Annotated in this window: 15 protein-coding genes and 1 pseudogene; 12 read left to right on the forward strand and 4 right to left on the reverse strand. The window is 39.7% G+C overall.

Features of this window, described 5'->3' with window-relative positions:
* Positions 1–15 precede the first annotated feature (15 nt).
* The gene (locus TT12_RS01470) at positions 16–402 is read left to right on the forward strand and encodes a DUF6122 family protein (protein WP_045451493.1); all 387 of its coding nucleotides are present in this window, start codon (positions 16–18) and stop codon (positions 400–402) included.
* A 211-nt stretch (positions 403–613) separates the two neighbouring features.
* On the opposite strand, the gene TT12_RS01475 is transcribed toward TT12_RS01470, so the two are convergent.
* Together TT12_RS01475 and TT12_RS01480 are read right to left on the reverse strand one after the other, a co-directional pair.
* Positions 614–1,102 carry an META domain-containing protein gene (locus TT12_RS01475; RefSeq protein WP_045451496.1) on the reverse strand — a complete coding sequence of 163 codons (489 nt, stop codon included), beginning with the start codon at positions 1,100–1,102 and terminating at the stop codon, positions 614–616.
* Between the two features lie 198 nt (positions 1,103–1,300).
* The gene (locus TT12_RS01480) at positions 1,301–1,750 is read right to left on the reverse strand and encodes a PACE efflux transporter (protein WP_045451499.1); all 450 of its coding nucleotides are present in this window, start codon (positions 1,748–1,750) and stop codon (positions 1,301–1,303) included.
* A 90-nt stretch (positions 1,751–1,840) separates the two neighbouring features.
* Here TT12_RS01480 and TT12_RS15105 point away from each other — a divergent pair, with 90 nt between their 5' ends.
* The 10 genes from TT12_RS15105 to TT12_RS01525 all read left to right on the forward strand — a co-directional run bounded on the left by TT12_RS15105 (position 1,841) and on the right by TT12_RS01525 (position 13,955).
* Complete coding sequence (locus TT12_RS15105) at positions 1,841–1,963, forward strand: LysR family transcriptional regulator (RefSeq protein WP_207803953.1); 123 nt, start codon at positions 1,841–1,843, stop codon at positions 1,961–1,963.
* The gene (locus TT12_RS01485; protein WP_207803954.1) at positions 1,951–2,718 is read left to right on the forward strand and encodes a LysR family transcriptional regulator; all 768 of its coding nucleotides are present in this window, start codon (positions 1,951–1,953) and stop codon (positions 2,716–2,718) included. Before TT12_RS15105 ends, TT12_RS01485 begins: the two co-directional genes overlap by 13 nt.
* A 543-nt stretch (positions 2,719–3,261) precedes the next feature.
* A complete protein-coding gene (locus TT12_RS01490) occupies positions 3,262–4,149 on the forward strand; it encodes a hypothetical protein (protein WP_045451502.1) in 888 nt (295 codons plus the stop codon).
* A 39-nt stretch (positions 4,150–4,188) separates the two neighbouring features.
* Positions 4,189–4,773: an alpha/beta hydrolase gene (locus TT12_RS01495; protein WP_045451504.1), complete on the forward strand. Its 585-nt coding sequence runs from the start codon at positions 4,189–4,191 to the stop codon at positions 4,771–4,773.
* Between the two features lie 244 nt (positions 4,774–5,017).
* Positions 5,018–5,659 carry a hypothetical protein gene (locus TT12_RS01500; protein ID WP_045451597.1) on the forward strand — a complete coding sequence of 214 codons (642 nt, stop codon included), beginning with the start codon at positions 5,018–5,020 and terminating at the stop codon, positions 5,657–5,659.
* A 74-nt stretch (positions 5,660–5,733) separates the two neighbouring features.
* Positions 5,734–6,474: a hypothetical protein gene (locus TT12_RS01505; RefSeq protein WP_045451506.1), complete on the forward strand. Its 741-nt coding sequence runs from the start codon at positions 5,734–5,736 to the stop codon at positions 6,472–6,474.
* A 123-nt stretch (positions 6,475–6,597) separates the two neighbouring features.
* A complete protein-coding gene (locus TT12_RS01510) occupies positions 6,598–7,332 on the forward strand; it encodes a DarT1-associated NADAR antitoxin family protein (RefSeq protein WP_413786954.1) in 735 nt (244 codons plus the stop codon).
* Positions 7,333–8,057: 725 nt separating this feature from the next.
* Positions 8,058–8,609 carry a hypothetical protein gene (locus tag TT12_RS01515; RefSeq protein WP_045451507.1) on the forward strand — a complete coding sequence of 184 codons (552 nt, stop codon included), beginning with the start codon at positions 8,058–8,060 and terminating at the stop codon, positions 8,607–8,609.
* On the forward strand, positions 8,593–10,833 hold the full coding sequence (locus TT12_RS01520) for a site-specific integrase (RefSeq protein ID WP_045451510.1): 2,241 nt from the start codon (positions 8,593–8,595) through the stop codon (positions 10,831–10,833). The genes TT12_RS01515 and TT12_RS01520 overlap by 17 nt, the downstream gene beginning before the upstream one ends.
* Positions 10,830–13,955 (forward strand): site-specific integrase, encoded by a 3,126-nt coding sequence (locus TT12_RS01525; RefSeq protein ID WP_045451513.1) that lies wholly within the window; start codon positions 10,830–10,832, stop codon positions 13,953–13,955. The genes TT12_RS01520 and TT12_RS01525 overlap by 4 nt, the downstream gene beginning before the upstream one ends.
* Positions 13,956–14,203: 248 nt before the next feature.
* On the opposite strand, the gene TT12_RS01530 is transcribed toward TT12_RS01525, so the two are convergent.
* Together TT12_RS01530 and TT12_RS15110 are read right to left on the reverse strand one after the other, a co-directional pair.
* Positions 14,204–14,521, reverse strand: a complete 318-nt coding sequence (locus tag TT12_RS01530; protein WP_045451514.1) for a hypothetical protein — start codon at positions 14,519–14,521, stop codon at positions 14,204–14,206.
* A 50-nt stretch (positions 14,522–14,571) separates the two neighbouring features.
* A pseudogene (locus tag TT12_RS15110) lies at positions 14,572–15,226 on the reverse strand (IS1595 family transposase).
* Between the two features lie 379 nt (positions 15,227–15,605).
* On the opposite strand from TT12_RS15110, the gene TT12_RS01535 reads away from it, so the two are divergent.
* On the forward strand, positions 15,606–16,143 hold a 538-nt coding region (locus TT12_RS01535), incomplete at its 3' end, for a PP2C family protein-serine/threonine phosphatase (RefSeq protein WP_243443218.1).

A 16,143-nucleotide genomic window follows, 5' to 3' on the forward strand; every position in this document is an offset into this window, starting at 1 on the left:
ATAGGCAAAAGGTCAATGACGCAAACCTTAATTCACTACTTTTTTCACTTCGGCATGCCTTTAATCGTGGCTTATGTGTTTTTCCGCAATGATTACAAAAGGGTTTATCTGATACTGCTCGGCACTATGCTGGTTGATTTGGATCATCTGCTAGCAACGCCTATTTTCTCGCCCAATCGCTGTAGTATTAACTTTCACCCGCTGCACAGTTATTATGCAATGGCAGTATATGCGGCTATGTTAGTGCTGCCTAAGCCATACAGAGTCATAGGTTTGGGCTTACTGTTGCATATGCTGACGGATCTGAATGACTGTGTTATGACGTATGCCCAAATCCCTCAAGCGTTGGATAATGCGCCAGCTCGTGAGCTGGTCATATGGCTAGCAAATAGGTTTAAGTAGTATTTTTAACTTTTCATCGCATGCTCATTAATCCCGTATTTATTATGGGCACACTATATTTTCTAAAGAATCGGGTTATTTACTGAGAATTTAGTTCTGCGCTAAGCCTAAATTCAGTATTCAGACAATAAATATAGACAAAAAAAGCCTCACTTATTAATAGTGAGGCTTTTTTATTGAGTGGCTGGTTTAGCACTCTATATGGCAATGATTATTTGGCAACCGCTTTAAAATTCGCTACTTGGTTTGCATTGCTAATGGTCAATACAGGCACGTTATTGGCATTTTTGCTCATGCTATATTTACCATTTACGGTTGCTAGTGCGGCACTATCAAAGCTGGCTTGTGGGGCAGGGCAAGCCATTCTTGTGCTTCTTACTGGACCCAAGGTTACCTCGCCATTTGCTACCTTATATTCAGCACTCATATTGTTACAAGTATTCATCAAAGTAACGATATTGCTTCCATTCGCCGTCACAAAATCGAGGGTTAATGGTTCGGTTGGATTAAAGAATAATGGAGTAATGGTCTCGCCCTTGGTGTTTTTGGCATCCACGAGTTGCCAATGATAGGCTTGCAAGGCATCCGAGGTAATAGGCTGGGTAACGGGTGCACTTGGCGTAGATGTGGTTTGACAACCTGCTGCCAATGTTCCCACTGCTAAAACGCTTGCCATCATTACCTTGGTCATATTTTTCATATAAAGTCCTTTATTGCTTCAATTATTATATAGAGACATTTATCTCAAAATTATTGTGCTTGCTGCCCCAATAACTGACATGAGACGCTAGTAGATGCAGGCATTATTACAAAGCAATGATAGCGATACAAGCGCCAGTAACCATTCAAATACCAAGTTGTTTTTATGTTGATAAATCTTTAGCACGGCTCATTGCTATTAGACGACCACATCATTACGTTGAGATAGCAGATGGTTTGCTGGAATAGGAAACACATTGTCATAAATCCAGTTATAAACAAAAGCATGTACCAAGTAGAAAGTAGCCATTGTAATATCCATGAGAAAGGCTTGCCAGAGGCTGATGCCTAAGTGCCACGCAATTATTGGTAGGAATAATAACAGCAGACCACCTTCAAATAAAAACGCGTGCAACATCCGTAGTGGAACCGTCTTATGTACATTGCCACGTAGCTTCAGCATACTGTGGTCAAATAACAGGTTATAAAAATAGTTCCACAACGTCGCGATAATCGAAGCAGCCACGGCGATAAGACCTATCGACTGAATATCAAAGCCAAATAACCAGCTTGCCAACGGTACAAATATAATTAAACCTATTATCTCAAAACCCAAAGTATGACGGATACGATCTTTCACGGTGCGCATGAAGCTTCCTAGTTGAATCAGTTATTTTCGCGCCTATTGTATCTGTTAAACTATTATAACCAAGTTAGAACCTATAGGATTTTTAGATAGATGAGCCTTTCATTAGAGCAACTGCAAGCCTTTGTCGCCACGGTAGAGACCGGTTCTTTCTCAGCCGCCGCCCGTTATCTAGCAAGGCGCAATCTGCTATTAGCACGGCGGTGTCAAATTTAGAAATTGATTTGGACAACAGCTTATTTGTCCGCAGTGGACGCTATCCAGTCCTGACGCCAGCTGGAGAGCGCTTACTGGTAGAGGCGCGAGTGATACTAGAGCGTTGTGAGCATTTTCGCGGGGTGGCCAAAAGTCTGGGCGAAGGAGTAGAGAGTCGATTGGTACTGGCGGTTGATGAGTTGTATCCGGAAGCAACATTGGGCGGCTTGATGGAAGAGTTTTCACGCCGATTTCCTAGTGTGGAGCTGGAACTATTGTTTCCGCTGATGGAAGATGTCAGCCGCTTGGTGCTAGAAGATCGCGCCGACTTAGGCATTATGTGGCGTCAAGAAATACTGCCTTCAGCGCTGAATTTTCATGGGCTTGGTTGGGTGTCGATGAAAATGGTGTGCGCGCCGAACCATGAGCTAGCTCGTCAGCCAGTGGGATGGGAGGAGTTGAAACGCTATCGGCAATTGATGGTGGCAACACGTAACCATAGCGAAGAAAAAGCACGGTTGCGAATAGCATCTGATGTCTGGTGGGTCGAGAGCCAGTGGGTCATTGTTGAGCTGGTACAGCGTAATTTAGGCTGGGCATTCGTGCCTGAACATGTGGTAGCCAGTGCTCTGGATAATGGTTTTTTAGTCGAGCCAATATTGGACTTTAACGATCATGATTGGCCAGTGGCTTTAGAAATCGTATGGCACAAGCAGCGTCCTCTAGGTAAAGCAGCTGCTTGGTTGAAGTCGGCTGCGATTGCGCTAAATAAGTGATATTAAGCGGTCAATAATAGCGAGTTTTAATTAGTGGTCAAGATATACTACGCTTCAATCCAAATTATGTTTTTAACTTAAATATACGATAACGCTGAGCGACAGCAGTTGTCGTCCGCTTTAATTGGACGCTTTATTTTTCTCAATTTCTATATTATAGTTACTGAGTTAGGACGTTATTCAGTCAGGAAAACAGCAACATAGAGTTAACCCTCGAGGCGCAACGCTTCATCCTATAACTTCGCTATTGCTGTTAACTATCAACACTCTGACTGGCATTAATCATTATTTTTCTAATCAACTAAACCCAAGCTACTCATAAATTATAGCTGTCATATCGATGATGGCACAGATTTCATATTGTTAAAAATAAGTTTAAATAACTTCTAAAATCATCAGTGAAACACTCATTTTGCTTTTTAACGTTGCTCTAAAAGCGGCGGACAAGCTCGGCTGACTTAAATTTGCTCTGAGAATCACACAAAATTAAAAATACTACAAGCTACTGATATTCAAAATAAATTAAAAAATAAGGACAATATTATGACAAACACAACTAACACTTTTGAGCAAAAACGTATCGATAATTTAAATTGGTCAAGTGGATCAAAACTGCCTAAATCCATTCAAGATAAGGTACAAACTAAACCAAAGATACCGTTGTTTTATCTGCATAACGAGTCTATCGATAACTATGAAGATGATATCTACTTTGTAAATAATAGCGATGAGACATTGAGCTTTGTTGCTCCCTATGAGCTGATGAAGAGAGATCCAGATTGCTCTGAGGTAGTGATTGCTGCCGAACCAAGTGAACGTGACATATCCCTCACTTATACCGATGTCTTGCCCAAGCAAGGCGTGAGAATTGATCGTCAACATATCATCTATGATAGTGATTATCTCAATCAAATTATTGTCTATATCATGAGTCGTGCCAGCAAGGAGATGTGGGGAATATGGCGTTTGAATGTGTGCGAAAAAGGCATGTTTTCGTCTTGTCCATTGCTATGGGAAGGTGGCGCCAAACCCTTATCTGTTGTGAGTGCAGACAAACGAAATGATCCTAAAGATCGTCCTATTTTACCTTGCGTATTGCCCATACGTCAGCAGTTATACCAGCAATGGGCGGAACATTATGACCACGCGAGTGCAAGCTTAATGAGGTCTATCACCGATATCATCTATCGTTATGACTTTGGTATTGTGGGATGTTATTACAATGATACTTGGGATGAGTACAGCAGTGAGGCGGAGCAGATTGCTAACATGCTGATTAAGGAGGGTGCTGATAGCGCCGATGAGGTTCTCGCGATGATGACTAGGGTCTATGACGTGTCATTTGGTGCTGGATATACGAGGATTCCTATGGATGTCGCTGAGCGCATTTATGGTCTATGGTTGAATTATAAAAGTAATGCTAATAAATAAAAGACACAATGATAAAAGGAAAAGGAAAAGGAAAAAGCCATGATGTTTCCCATTGAAAATAATGACACATTTTTACTATTCTTTCACGGTCTTGATTCGAGTAATGAGACCAGTAAATATACTTGTATTAGCCGTGAGCCCAAAACCTGCCAAACCGTCAATTATCGAGATAATTTCAACGAGATTTTCGATATTTATGAGGCGTTAATTTTAGAAAAAATGCGCGAGTATCCTCGAGTCGTCTTGGCAGGGCACTCACTTGGTGGCTGGTTCGCCAATCATTTCGCCCACAAATACAATTTGCGTGCGCTATTAATTGCGCCTTGCATTTATCCCAGTGAGGTTTTAGCAGACCGTATACCAGACGTGGCTAATATGAAACTGTCATTTCCGACCTCGAATACTGAGATGGTAAGAGTCATGGTTGAGGTTGATGATGAATGCTTAGATGTGGCCGTTGCCAGACGCACGTTGGTCAACTTACCTGATAGCTGGGAAGTGGAGTATTTTGAGCGTGGTCATCACCGTATCGCCCGTAGCGAAGATATTTGGTATCACTTGGTTCATCTGTGCGAAGACCCCATTGTCTGGATGGATGACGCGACATACCATGAGGAAGATTAAATACCATCAGCCTTGCAGTAAGGCCTTATTAATTACTATTATAAAGAACTAAAAAACTATCGTGGGTTTAACGGTTTGCCAAGTTTTTCAATAATCACTTAGCAAACATTGCAACTTCCAGCACGATATAAAACCACTCTGGTAAAGCGCATGAGCCTGTACTCCGACAAGGCTATCCATGCCTGATTTGACTTGCCTATTTGGGCTTATTTTATTTATTGTTGTCGGAGTTCAGGAGTCACTGATGTCTCATATCAATAGCCAAAATCTCACGCCTTCCAAATATACTCATCGTTATACGCCGCGGCATCCTTTGGCAAAAGAGGCGGTTAGCCAAATAGAGAAATGTGAACGACGTTCGCAAGATATTGTCCAAGCCATGGGTTATCCGCCAAAACACATCATATCCGCCTGTGATCGTCTGCGCCATGTATTGTCTAGCGACATACTAGGACTTAATGCGACAGATATTGATAGCTACTTTACTGCTCATGAATTCTTAAAAGCATTATTATCCGTGCTCGATATAAAGTACGATACCTTTGCAGAGGATATTGCGCAAATCCAATATGACTTGGCGCATTATCCTTATCCGCTACCGCAATATCACTTGCGAGCGGTCATCGACTTTACATGGAGTGAGGGCGCTAACTGGATGTCGCGCGGCGTGGCTAGCAGTAAAGCTGTTGCGTATTTACCGCAAAATATTGCCAAAATGAATGCGGCAAAGCGTGAGTTGGTGATTCAACAATGTCTGGCTGCGCATTATGCAGAATATAACGGTCACTTGCCGTATAATGGCGTGATTAACGGTTATCAACTTATCATTGAACAGCGTCATGAGATGGTTGATAGCATCGAGTATGATCTGCCGCAGTGTGAGTAGGATGTGATACATCACTCATCAATTGGTAGCATTAACATTTAACACAGCATACCCAAATAAAAAGGCCGTCCCCAATGACCGATACTAATCCTTATAACCCGTATAATTTTGCACCTTTACAGCCGACTGGTAGAAATGAGACCGATACTGCCAACACTTATGCGCCTGAAGACATGATTAAAATATATGAGCAGCAGTTTTTGATACCAGTACCTGAAGAAAAGCTGATCGAGTTTTTACCCGCGCTAAAGAGTTTTTATGATATTGACGATCATACGTTAGACGTCAGCGCCATTATTTTTGACGCAATCGCAGACGCCTCTATCATTTACAATCATAAGGTCAAAGTGGGCGACTATCAAATACTAGGTGGGTTGGTAGAGGAAGCGATTGAATACGATGAAGACAGTGATGAAAGTAATAAAGATGACCAAGCCACTGAAGACCTATCCGTTGAAGACAAAGACATTCAAGCCTATACACTAGAATGTAAGCGTACTTTTTTCATTAATGAGGTAGAGATACCTTATCATTTCAACTTGTTTATTTATGGTGACGGCTATTCTACTTTAACCAAAAAAGAAACCGTGCTAGAAAAAATGTATTGGTTCGTTAGAGGAAGATTTGAAGAAAATCTATTAGACGACACTGAAGATAATGACAGTTTAGACTCGATCAATGAACAGCTAGCCAGTTTGGGTATTCGGGAAATGGATTTGACCACCATAGACGAAGTAATAAGCTATGTGGAAGACAGTATTATAGATGATGCCATGGTAGAGGCGCTTAACAAGTTATTAGATGCGGCTGAGTAGGTAGCTATCCGTAAAATTGATGTCAGGACAACACGTTTTAACGTCAATTTTTATAAGAGCCGTTGTAAAAGAATATTTATATAAGACTAGCTATAAAAGACTATTGATATAAGGCACATTGCTATGCAACAAACACAGAATTCTGTGGATCAAAGACAAGATATTGTAGAACACAGACCCGTATTTATGCCGAGAACCAACAGTGACAATCTGGTAAAAACAGACATGGTTAGGTTTGAGCGGCATGTGGGGTTTGCCAGTCGCCAAAAGAAAAAATCCATCAATGATATGCATCAAGTCATTCGCAAAAAGTATGGCTTTAGTCATGTCCTTGAGCTATCGAGCAAGTCTGGCAATAAATTGAGTTTTCCGCTGAGTCCATTGAGCTTGAAGCTAACAAATGAACAAGATAGGCAGCAGTACAGTGTCGAAAATGCCTTTCAAAGCAGTATGATTTTTGAGGATGGTGGCCCCTATACTGACTTGTTAAGTGCGCCGCCAAGACAAGCCAGAAAGGACGAGCGCTTAATGACCTCGGGTGAACTGATTGGTTATAATTATTTTGGCATGGAGTGGAGCGTAGAGCCATTGACCACATTTTATGATTGGCTCTATGTGAATGCCCTAAAGCAAAATCCGCATTTGCATGAAGAAGTTATGCAATATCAAGCCTTTACGGATCGTGAGTTTAATCCTAAAAAGTCTATCCATTGTGCGGCTTATGCACTGGCGATGTTTGTGGCGCTCAATAAACGCGAGTTGCTCGATAACATTGAAGACCCCGCAGTATTTTTTAATCTATATCATGAGTTCAAAATAAGTAATACTGAGCAGCTTTTGGAAGCGGGTTGGGTTTGATCGTTAGAGCGGTAATTTATGTAGTAAAAATTATCAAGATAAACTTATGATATGCTAATCAAGTGACTTTATGATATATGAGAATAGCCAAGCTTGTCTTGGCTTTTTCATGCCTAAAAAATCAAGCACCTTAGTCTGGTTGATTTTAGCGTTATATATTTCAACAGAACGCTTATTACTCTTAATTATGTAGATGTGATATAAACTTACAAATACTAGGGCATGTCCTCATTTTAAAAATGGCGATAAAAATGAGATAAATTGCAGTCAAACAAGGATAATATCGAGATATTAGTCAGCTATTTGACGCCGTTTGGCCATTTTTAACCCATTTAGATAACTATCGATTGAATTGAGGACACGCCCTAAGTATGACTATAATTCTAGAAAATTAAACAAAAAAAATCCCCACTTCTTATTTAAGGAGTGGGGATTTTAGTGCTTTTATAAGCCATATTTGGAGCGGGAAACCCCAACCTTGGCAAGGACGCCGACCAAATTAACGTTAACACCTATAAGCCTGAAGCCTTTTACTTTAAAGGGCTTTAGGTTTTTTATGCATAAAAATATTTATGAATAAAAGGTATAATAAAAGAATAGATATATTTATAGACACCAGTATATTATGGTAATATGACACCAACCAAAATATATTTTAGCATGCCTACCCCATCGAATGTAATTGATTTTTATGGTATATGCCTCTGACATACAGGTCATTGATTATGGCGAAGCGCACTAAGAAGGCAATAAGACGAAACGTCAAAAGTATTAACGTAAAGGATAATTTGATAGTGCATGAATGTGCTATGAAACCGTATCAGATATTTTGCGAATGGATCGATGATGAGGTTAATGAGCTCTCTTCGGGTAGAGCACTATTATTTGAAGTTGTTGAAATAGATGATCAATATTGTTTTTTTGAGGGTTTTAAAGAAGTGGGATTACTGATGGACGGTGATGAAATCGCTATTAGAAGAGTCGATATTTCTAAATCTGAGATTGAGAGGCGCGCTTGGTCTTACCTTATGAATGAGTTTACAAATTTAGATACTATTAACCCAAAATTTTTTGCCGCTATAAAAAGTAGTATGCCTGCTCGAGTGCAACAATCGCTATTTAATAAACCTCTGACCATACAGAAGATTTTAGATATTAAAGACCTCAAGCGTCATCACTATGACTACCAGTTAAGTCTATATCCCAATCAGTATCCCACAGAGATGCCATCCTTCTCTGAACTAATTGATAAGGTTCTCTATGTCAATAACAAATAACGTGCAAACGCTGATACCAGATACTGAGGACGTCTATACTGCTGATATTCGTCATTTCTTTATAACCGTAGCCAGTTTAGTCTCAAATGACTTTATGGACATTACCGTAGAAGCGAAACAGTCAAAACCTTTAACTTCAGAACATCTCAAAAAAATATACGATTCCTATAGCGGTAAACTGACTAAGCCCGAAAATCTAACTCGAGCATTTATCGCCAGTACCCATCTTCTACCAAATTTTGATACCAGCAATCCAAGTAAAGAATGGCTGTGGGTCGCAAAGTTATGCCATCTACTCCTCTATTTTGTACAAAATAATCTACCTAGACGTATTAGTGAGACTAATATTGAAGCTAGAAAATGGATGAATCCAGTAAGTCGCAATCACAGTATTTGGCGGCATTGTTACTCGACGCTACAAGCTGATAGCTTACAGACTACCTATGAGAGGTTTGAGCGTTATCGAGTTGAACTTGAAAGTAAGAATGATCCTAATCTCATATCATTTATCAAGATGTATCTAACCATCGATTTTGCGTTTAATAATAGAGATAGCATAACGCGAACTTCCTACGGCAGAAAACAAACCAAAAAGGGCAAAATTGATGAGCCAAGTATTCAGTATGTCACGCACACAGACGTGGATGATGATACTGATGAGCTGGTATCAGTCACAAGTTTTGAGCAATCAAAAAATGATAACGATATTTATCGTGAGCGGTTAGATAATCCCGTACCTGACTTCTTTCATCTCGAGCAAACAAAGTTAAAAGATACTGAAAAATTCTCATACGATCAGATTTATCGAAGAACACAGGCAAAATATTCTCATGCTAATAAAAATGAGCGGTTTGTAAGCAGCAATATTCGTCAGTTATCGCTCATTGCTATTCAAAATATAGCCTCTAAGCTGTGGCAATGGTTTGATGATTATAGTGACGGTGAAGGCGATAGGGACAAGAAACGAGCGATCGTCTATTTATTGCTTTCTTTATACACTGGTCATTCAGTTGCAAGGTTGGCTGAAGATATCAATAACAACTATAAAAAAATCACTGATATTGGTGCTCGTAAAGCAAAGTATGAGTTTATTATTAATTTAGATATTACACCGCTGCGTATTAGAACAGAAGGGATAGAGTCAGTTATTGCTAACCGATTGACGCAGTTCAAACTCCCATTACCTGAGCCATTGGGAGTATTTTTAACCTATAAAGGATACCCAGATTCAGTATTGATCAATGAAGTCATTGCTGATCTACGAGCAACGCTACAGCTACCGTTAATTAGCTTGGGTAGGATTGAAAAGTCACTATACACCATCCTTATCTATGAAGTCAGCAGCACGCAGTTGGCCACTATCATCACCTCACGCAATAGTAGAAAGAGAGCAGACACTTGGTATAGCTCTCATGAGATTAACGCGATAAAAGAAGTCTACCACGATGCGATTAAGATCCTCACCGCTCGCTGTCATAAAAAAAAATCCAGCATCGTCGATTATTTGTCCAAGATAGCGCTCAGTGATGATGCTATAGGTAGTCAAAACAGCCCTGACTATCCGATAGTAAGTCTATTCATGAGTTACTTACAGCAAAAAGTAGTAACTGCTCATAATTATAGAGAAAAATTCAATTTTTATAATTTGTGGCTATGGCATGTCTCTCTTTTACTAACTTCAATAAGAGCGGTAGAAGGCGCACCAGGTTATCTCAACCAGATCAACCTTGAGGTAGGCATCATTTGGATTTCTGATAAGGAGGAGCGGGCGACTGCTAACAGTCAGCGCTTAGTGCCTATTTGTTCATTTCTTTATGAGGCTATCCAGAATTTTTTAAGTTACTTGAAAAGCTTTGCTCAGCGCTATGGACGCTTAGATTTTAATATTAGCACTGCAGTGAATAAAATCTTTGATTACCAGCGACCGCTACTAAATTTTTTAGATAAAAAAGGCGAGTTTCATGCGCTCAGGCCGGCTATTATTATCAAAGAATTAGATAGTCATTTTCGCTTTAAACCAGATTGGACACGCCATGTGGGACAAAGGTTTTTACATGAGCAGGGAGTAGCTGAAGCAGTCATTTTGGCGATTTTTGGTCATGAAATGATGGGTCAAGAAGCATGGAGAAAAAATTCAGCACTGGCTATAGGGCATATAGTAGCTGCTAAAAAACCTTATCAGCAGCTGGCAGAAGAACTAGAATTACAGCAGGTAACTTTATGACACAGTTAGAGACTTTACATGGTCATTTGAGGCGCTCAGCAAAAGCACAGGATAAGCGTACGCAGGCATTACAGCATACAAAAGAGATGTGCCAACACTCTTGGAATGCTTTTATTAAAGAGCATCAGTCGCCAGAGTTAATCACAGACGAGCAGATATATGGTGTATATGAAGCGCTTTATAACGACATTGAAAAGTCCGTTTCAGCGCATCTTATCCCGTTTGCACTATTCGAGCGTAAGCGTTTTTTCGATAACATTAATGAAGCGCGTAAAAAAAGACACCTGCCATTATTACCAAAGCCCATCATTGCTGTACGTCCACAGCGCCCAAAAAACATCAATGATTTTGATGAGTTTTTATATCTGACTAAAGCCCAGAATGTTGTTGCCCAAGCATTTGATAAGTGGCAGCAGAGAAATACCTTTTCATTACTTGAGAGCATCAGCTGGTTTTTATTCTCGCTCATTAGTTTTGCAGGATATAACGATGAAAAGATACTTCAAGAGATTTATGACTATCTAGAACAAAAAAAGCCTATTTATCATATGTCTAATGACATACTGGTCATGCCGATCAGACTACTATCATCCGACTATGGCAATGAGCTTGTTACTACAGAAAACGATTTAGATGAGGTGTATCACACACGCCTGATCATCATAGATGATATCAGTCGCTTATGGTTGCTCAAACTACAACGCCAGCATCAAGCGCAAAACCAGTTTCCTAAATACCATCAAGTGATAAAAAGGCTAGGGGAGTTTATTGGAGAGAAATTCACGGTTAAGTCCATCCATAGATCTAGCTACTTACGGCATACTGCAATCTATTGGCAAACGCTACCAGAAGTATATTTAGATGTTCAATTGGTCCAGGTGCTAACAGGTCAGCAAAAACAAACCTCAATATCAACATCGCAATGGCTTAGATATTTTCAGGGTATTAAAACACCCAGTGCGGCTCTATCAGATGAACACGTCAGTAAATTGGTGATTGAATCTCGCAATAGCACTGAGGACTCACTTGATACTATCAAAGTCGCACGCTTTAGGTCTGATGCAGTTAAAGAAATACGAACCATACTCAATGGCGATAAAAAGCAGGCGCAACCACAGCTAATAAACTTATTGACTCAAAATCTATATCCTAACCAAGAACGACTGGTGAGATGGATGCTTGATTTGCTTACCAGCGGTAATAAAATCAATACCTTAAAGCGGTATTTGTCTGAGATCGGTAATGGCTTTATCGCAGGGACTCGTACAGCTGATTTTTCACACTCTTTAAAACATGATTATCACTATATATACAATGAAATTATCGCCGAAAAGAATCCAAATAAACTAGGGTTTACCAAGACGGTTATTTGCTCACTGCATCATTCTTTAAAGAAGCATTACCAAGCGCCTGATATCGAAATCAGAGGCGGCGGCGATCCGCAAATAGTGTCTAGCCATCTCATACCGAATCAGGTTTATCACGCTATACTTAGTTGTATCGCTGAGCAAGAGACGCTAAGTGAATACTATAAACAAGCTCTTAGCATCTTGACAATACTGCTATACCGTACCGGCATGCGTATCAGTGAAATATTAGGGTTGCAGGTTAAAGATATCGAATACGACAATCAAGGTTTTATGGAGTATAACCTCATTGTTCGCTCTAACGCTCATCGTGATTTGAAATCAGATGACGGTAAGCGGCGAATTTATTTATCAGTATTGCTTTTGCCAGAAGAGCTAGAAGATTTTAAAAGGTTCTTTCATCTAAAAGAGGGTCAGTCTTCTCGCTATTTATTTACTTTAGCTTATCAGTCCACCCCATTGTCTCGTTATAGTATTGAGCAGCAACTAAAACGCATATTAGAAAATACGGCTTATCACGATCTTACCCTACATAGCTTTCGTCATAATGCGATATCGAATATGGCGCTTATAATTAGGTGTAACCCAATGCTTGTCATGCAATTCACAGATTATGATGAGATAAAAATCCATGATATTAAAACTCATTTTTTAGGTAAAGTGCGCAGCGTTTCGACAAATTACTGGGATGCGCTGATGGAGTTCGCAGGTCATGCCAATCTCATCACGACTTTTAGCTCATATATTCATACCGCTGATATTATCGCAAGTCATCAATTGCAGCAGGCTAAATTGACCTTGCCTTTGGATGTTGTGAATAAGTTGATTGGTACCAGTCGTATGGACCTAAAGCAGCACAATAAATATGCCTTAGAGAGTAGAGATAATGTTGTCAATCTCAGTAACATTAGACAATACGTGAATCGTAAGGTTGATTGTGAACAGTTAATGTTTGCTGATAAGGTAAAGACATCTCTTTTAAGTAGTGGTCCTATTGGTATTGATAAAAAGCAGTATTCAGCAGTGTTTGGTAGATATAGTCGTGAAATGATAGAAAAGCTTCTATTGGACATTGAGGATGGCCAAGCGTTGGGTGCAGCCAGCAGTTTAAACTTTATATACGATGATGCGTTGATGATTTATGAACGCGCATTAAGCTTGGTAAAAAATGAAGATGGAACATTTAATCATAAGCTCATATCTAAAAGACGTAAACAACGCTCCGATCATATTTTAATCGCACCAACACCGCTGCATTATAATGAAGAGCAAGCGCTTGTGTATCAATGTTTTGACAATCTTGAGACGCTTTATAAGTCCAAAGCGAGTAGGCATGAGATTAAACCCATGCTTCAATTATTCTACGAAAAAACCAATACCTCAAAAAGTGAGATTCGTTTTACCTTTAAACAAAAAAAGGATTTTTATAAATACTTAGATACCATGTGCCAGATTCTACCAAGCAAGTATTGGCGGGTAAAAATCAGTTGTAGCGAATCCGAGTCATGCATCAACGAGAAGAATAAAAAATCGTATCGCCATGTTGTCAATAAAGCTTCTCAGCTTAGACGCATAAAAGAGTTCGGACAAAAATTCCCTAGTTTTGAAGGTGAGGTTACTAGTTTAGGTGCATACAACGGTTATGCACTAACGGTTATTAGTCCGCTTAAGCAGAAGGGTAAATCAAAGTTATCTTCAGCGTTGATGAGTTATGTTTTGCATTTTTTGCTGATTGTTGATGGTTTGACTAATTGATACCTCTCAATTTTATATGTATGGATTTGACGACAGGAGCCAGTCACTCCTCATCGAGTCGTTAGTTTACCAAGTTCGCTTATACGGTTTCTTTAGCATACCTCAATGAGCGAAATGTTTAAAACGCAGCAAATCAGGAGTTTTTGAAGCTCTAAATTATCTAGGTATTACTCAAAAAAGACTGCACCACCTCAAGTTTTTCAGGGTGGTGCATAGCTCAAATATTTAATATATTTTCTTCAGGGATATTAATTATTTAGATCTACAGCTTTCTTAAAGCTTTGTTCATTTATGTTTTCTTGGTTTTCAACCAAGCACAATTCAATACTGTTTGAGTCTACGATTTTACCGAAGACTCGCATTCCTTTAGACATATCTCCTGAGAACTCAATTTCTTTTTCATGTAATCCGTTTGTTCCACGTTGCATCCCATTTAATGCTTGTGGTTGAGTAGTATACAACAATGGAAAAATACCTTGACGGACGCGACCCAATTCAATCCATGACTCTTTATCATCACCTCGTTTAATACCAACCTCAAATATATTACGGCGGTGTGTGCCCACGTAGTATGGAAATAAGCTATCTGAATTATCTTTGGGGCTGTCCTAGATAACTAGTTCAGTTCTTGTTTAACCCATTGTTTTAGCTGATATAATTGACGTTTTGGATCACTGTAGTTAAAACGCCACTCACATTCCTTTAAAAACAGATGGAAATGCTCTTTTGGGATGCCATTATATTTACGCATATGTCGCTTGGCTTGGCTCCAAAAGTTCTCTATTCCGTTGATATGGTTTCTGTCTTGTGCAAACTCTTTTGAATGATTGATACGGTAATGGGTGAACTCACTGATATCAAGTGCGTTGTAACTTCTAAAGGAGTCAGTGTAAACAATACTATCAGGCTCTACTTTCTCTCTTATATATAGGGATTAAGGTATCGGCTCTGGTATTAGGGATAATACAAGCGTAGATGCTAGCATTACGCTTAAGCAGTCCAAACACAGGCACTTTGTTACCAGCACCGCGACCACGTTTGCCTTTGCGCCTGCCGCCAAAGTAGCTCTCATCAACTTCTATTTCGCCTTCTAGAAGGCAGGTTCCTGACTATTTTCATAAATCAGTAGTCTTAGCCTGTGAAAGTAATAGCTGGCTGTTGTTTTATTAACACCCACTAAGCTTGATGCTGTTCTTGCGGTAGAACCGGCAACAAATAGTTCGATAAGCTTAGTTTGTTTGTTTGTACCAACTTAATCTACTCTTTCTCATATGACTATCCTAGATTATTTTACTTATCTAGGACAGCCCCTTAGTCTATATCTATGAAGTTACCTCTTTTGTAAGAGTATTGCTTTTAATCAAGCCATTTTTTAATTGAAAATTTTTTAAATATTATTCTTACATTTCAAATTAAATAACTTTATATTCTAACCTAGGATATTTTCTTCTAGGTTGCTCGTTATAATAGCTTTTATGATAAACATACAGGCTTACCATCATGTCTGCTTCTCTCAATAACTGTCCTTTAAATGATACTTCCTCTGTCGCCCAAGCCTGTGCAATTACCTTTTAAGGTAATGCCAGTAATAACTTACAGCAAGATGCTTTTTTCTTTTTGGACAACTGATATCAAGAAGGCTTAGGTGTGATGGCAGTGACCCCAGTTGCAGCACAATTTTGCTTAGCAGTCTCTGACGGTGTGGCAAGTTCCAGCCACACACAACATTGCTCAAAGGCGGTGGTAAAAGCGATTAGTCGGTTGTGGAGTCATAATACAAAGCCAACGGCCGATGCTATTCATCAGCTGGTTAATCAAACCAAGCATTTATATAAGCGTCATGGTGCAGCTGCAACCCTCGCAATAGTGGTTGGAGAGTTAAATAGTGACAGAGCGGTAAAAGCAACGATAATGCATGTGGGTGACAGTCGTGTTTATTGGCTGCCTAAAGGTGCGACACAATGGCAGTGTCTGACACGCGATCATAATTTACTGAACGAGCTTATTGACCAGCAGGTACAGGAGCAAGGTCGTCAAGCAGAGTTTGCAGACTATAATCGAGAGGAAATGGCAGGGAGTCTATACAGCATTACTGAATGCTTTGCATTGACTAGTGATAGCAGTTACCTAAGTAGTGAAGCGCCAGAAAGTATCTCTCGAACGATGGATATTGATGGTGGCGACTGTA

It is taken from the genome of Psychrobacter sp. JCM 18903 (assembly GCF_000586475.1).
Taxonomy (GTDB): Bacteria; Pseudomonadota; Gammaproteobacteria; order Pseudomonadales; family Moraxellaceae; genus Psychrobacter.

What these genes read in the sequence shown, in the direction of transcription:
- TT12_RS01470 (WP_045451493.1), top strand. Translation starts at nt 16, where the DNA reads ATGACGCAAACCTTAATTCACTACTTTTTTCACTTCGGCATGCCTTTA.
- TT12_RS01475 (WP_045451496.1), bottom strand. Translation starts at nt 1,102, where the DNA reads ATGAAAAATATGACCAAGGTAATGATGGCAAGCGTTTTAGCAGTGGGA.
- TT12_RS01480 (WP_045451499.1), bottom strand. Translation starts at nt 1,750, where the DNA reads ATGCGCACCGTGAAAGATCGTATCCGTCATACTTTGGGTTTTGAGATA.
- TT12_RS15105 (WP_207803953.1), top strand. Translation starts at nt 1,841, where the DNA reads ATGAGCCTTTCATTAGAGCAACTGCAAGCCTTTGTCGCCACGGTAGAG.
- TT12_RS01490 (WP_045451502.1), top strand. Translation starts at nt 3,262, where the DNA reads ATGACAAACACAACTAACACTTTTGAGCAAAAACGTATCGATAATTTA.
- TT12_RS01495 (WP_045451504.1), top strand. Translation starts at nt 4,189, where the DNA reads ATGATGTTTCCCATTGAAAATAATGACACATTTTTACTATTCTTTCAC.
- TT12_RS01500 (WP_045451597.1), top strand. Translation starts at nt 5,018, where the DNA reads ATGTCTCATATCAATAGCCAAAATCTCACGCCTTCCAAATATACTCAT.
- TT12_RS01505 (WP_045451506.1), top strand. Translation starts at nt 5,734, where the DNA reads ATGACCGATACTAATCCTTATAACCCGTATAATTTTGCACCTTTACAG.
- TT12_RS01510 (WP_413786954.1), top strand. Translation starts at nt 6,598, where the DNA reads ATGCAACAAACACAGAATTCTGTGGATCAAAGACAAGATATTGTAGAA.
- TT12_RS01515 (WP_045451507.1), top strand. Translation starts at nt 8,058, where the DNA reads ATGGCGAAGCGCACTAAGAAGGCAATAAGACGAAACGTCAAAAGTATT.
- TT12_RS01520 (WP_045451510.1), top strand. Translation starts at nt 8,593, where the DNA reads ATGTCAATAACAAATAACGTGCAAACGCTGATACCAGATACTGAGGAC.
- TT12_RS01525 (WP_045451513.1), top strand. Translation starts at nt 10,830, where the DNA reads ATGACACAGTTAGAGACTTTACATGGTCATTTGAGGCGCTCAGCAAAA.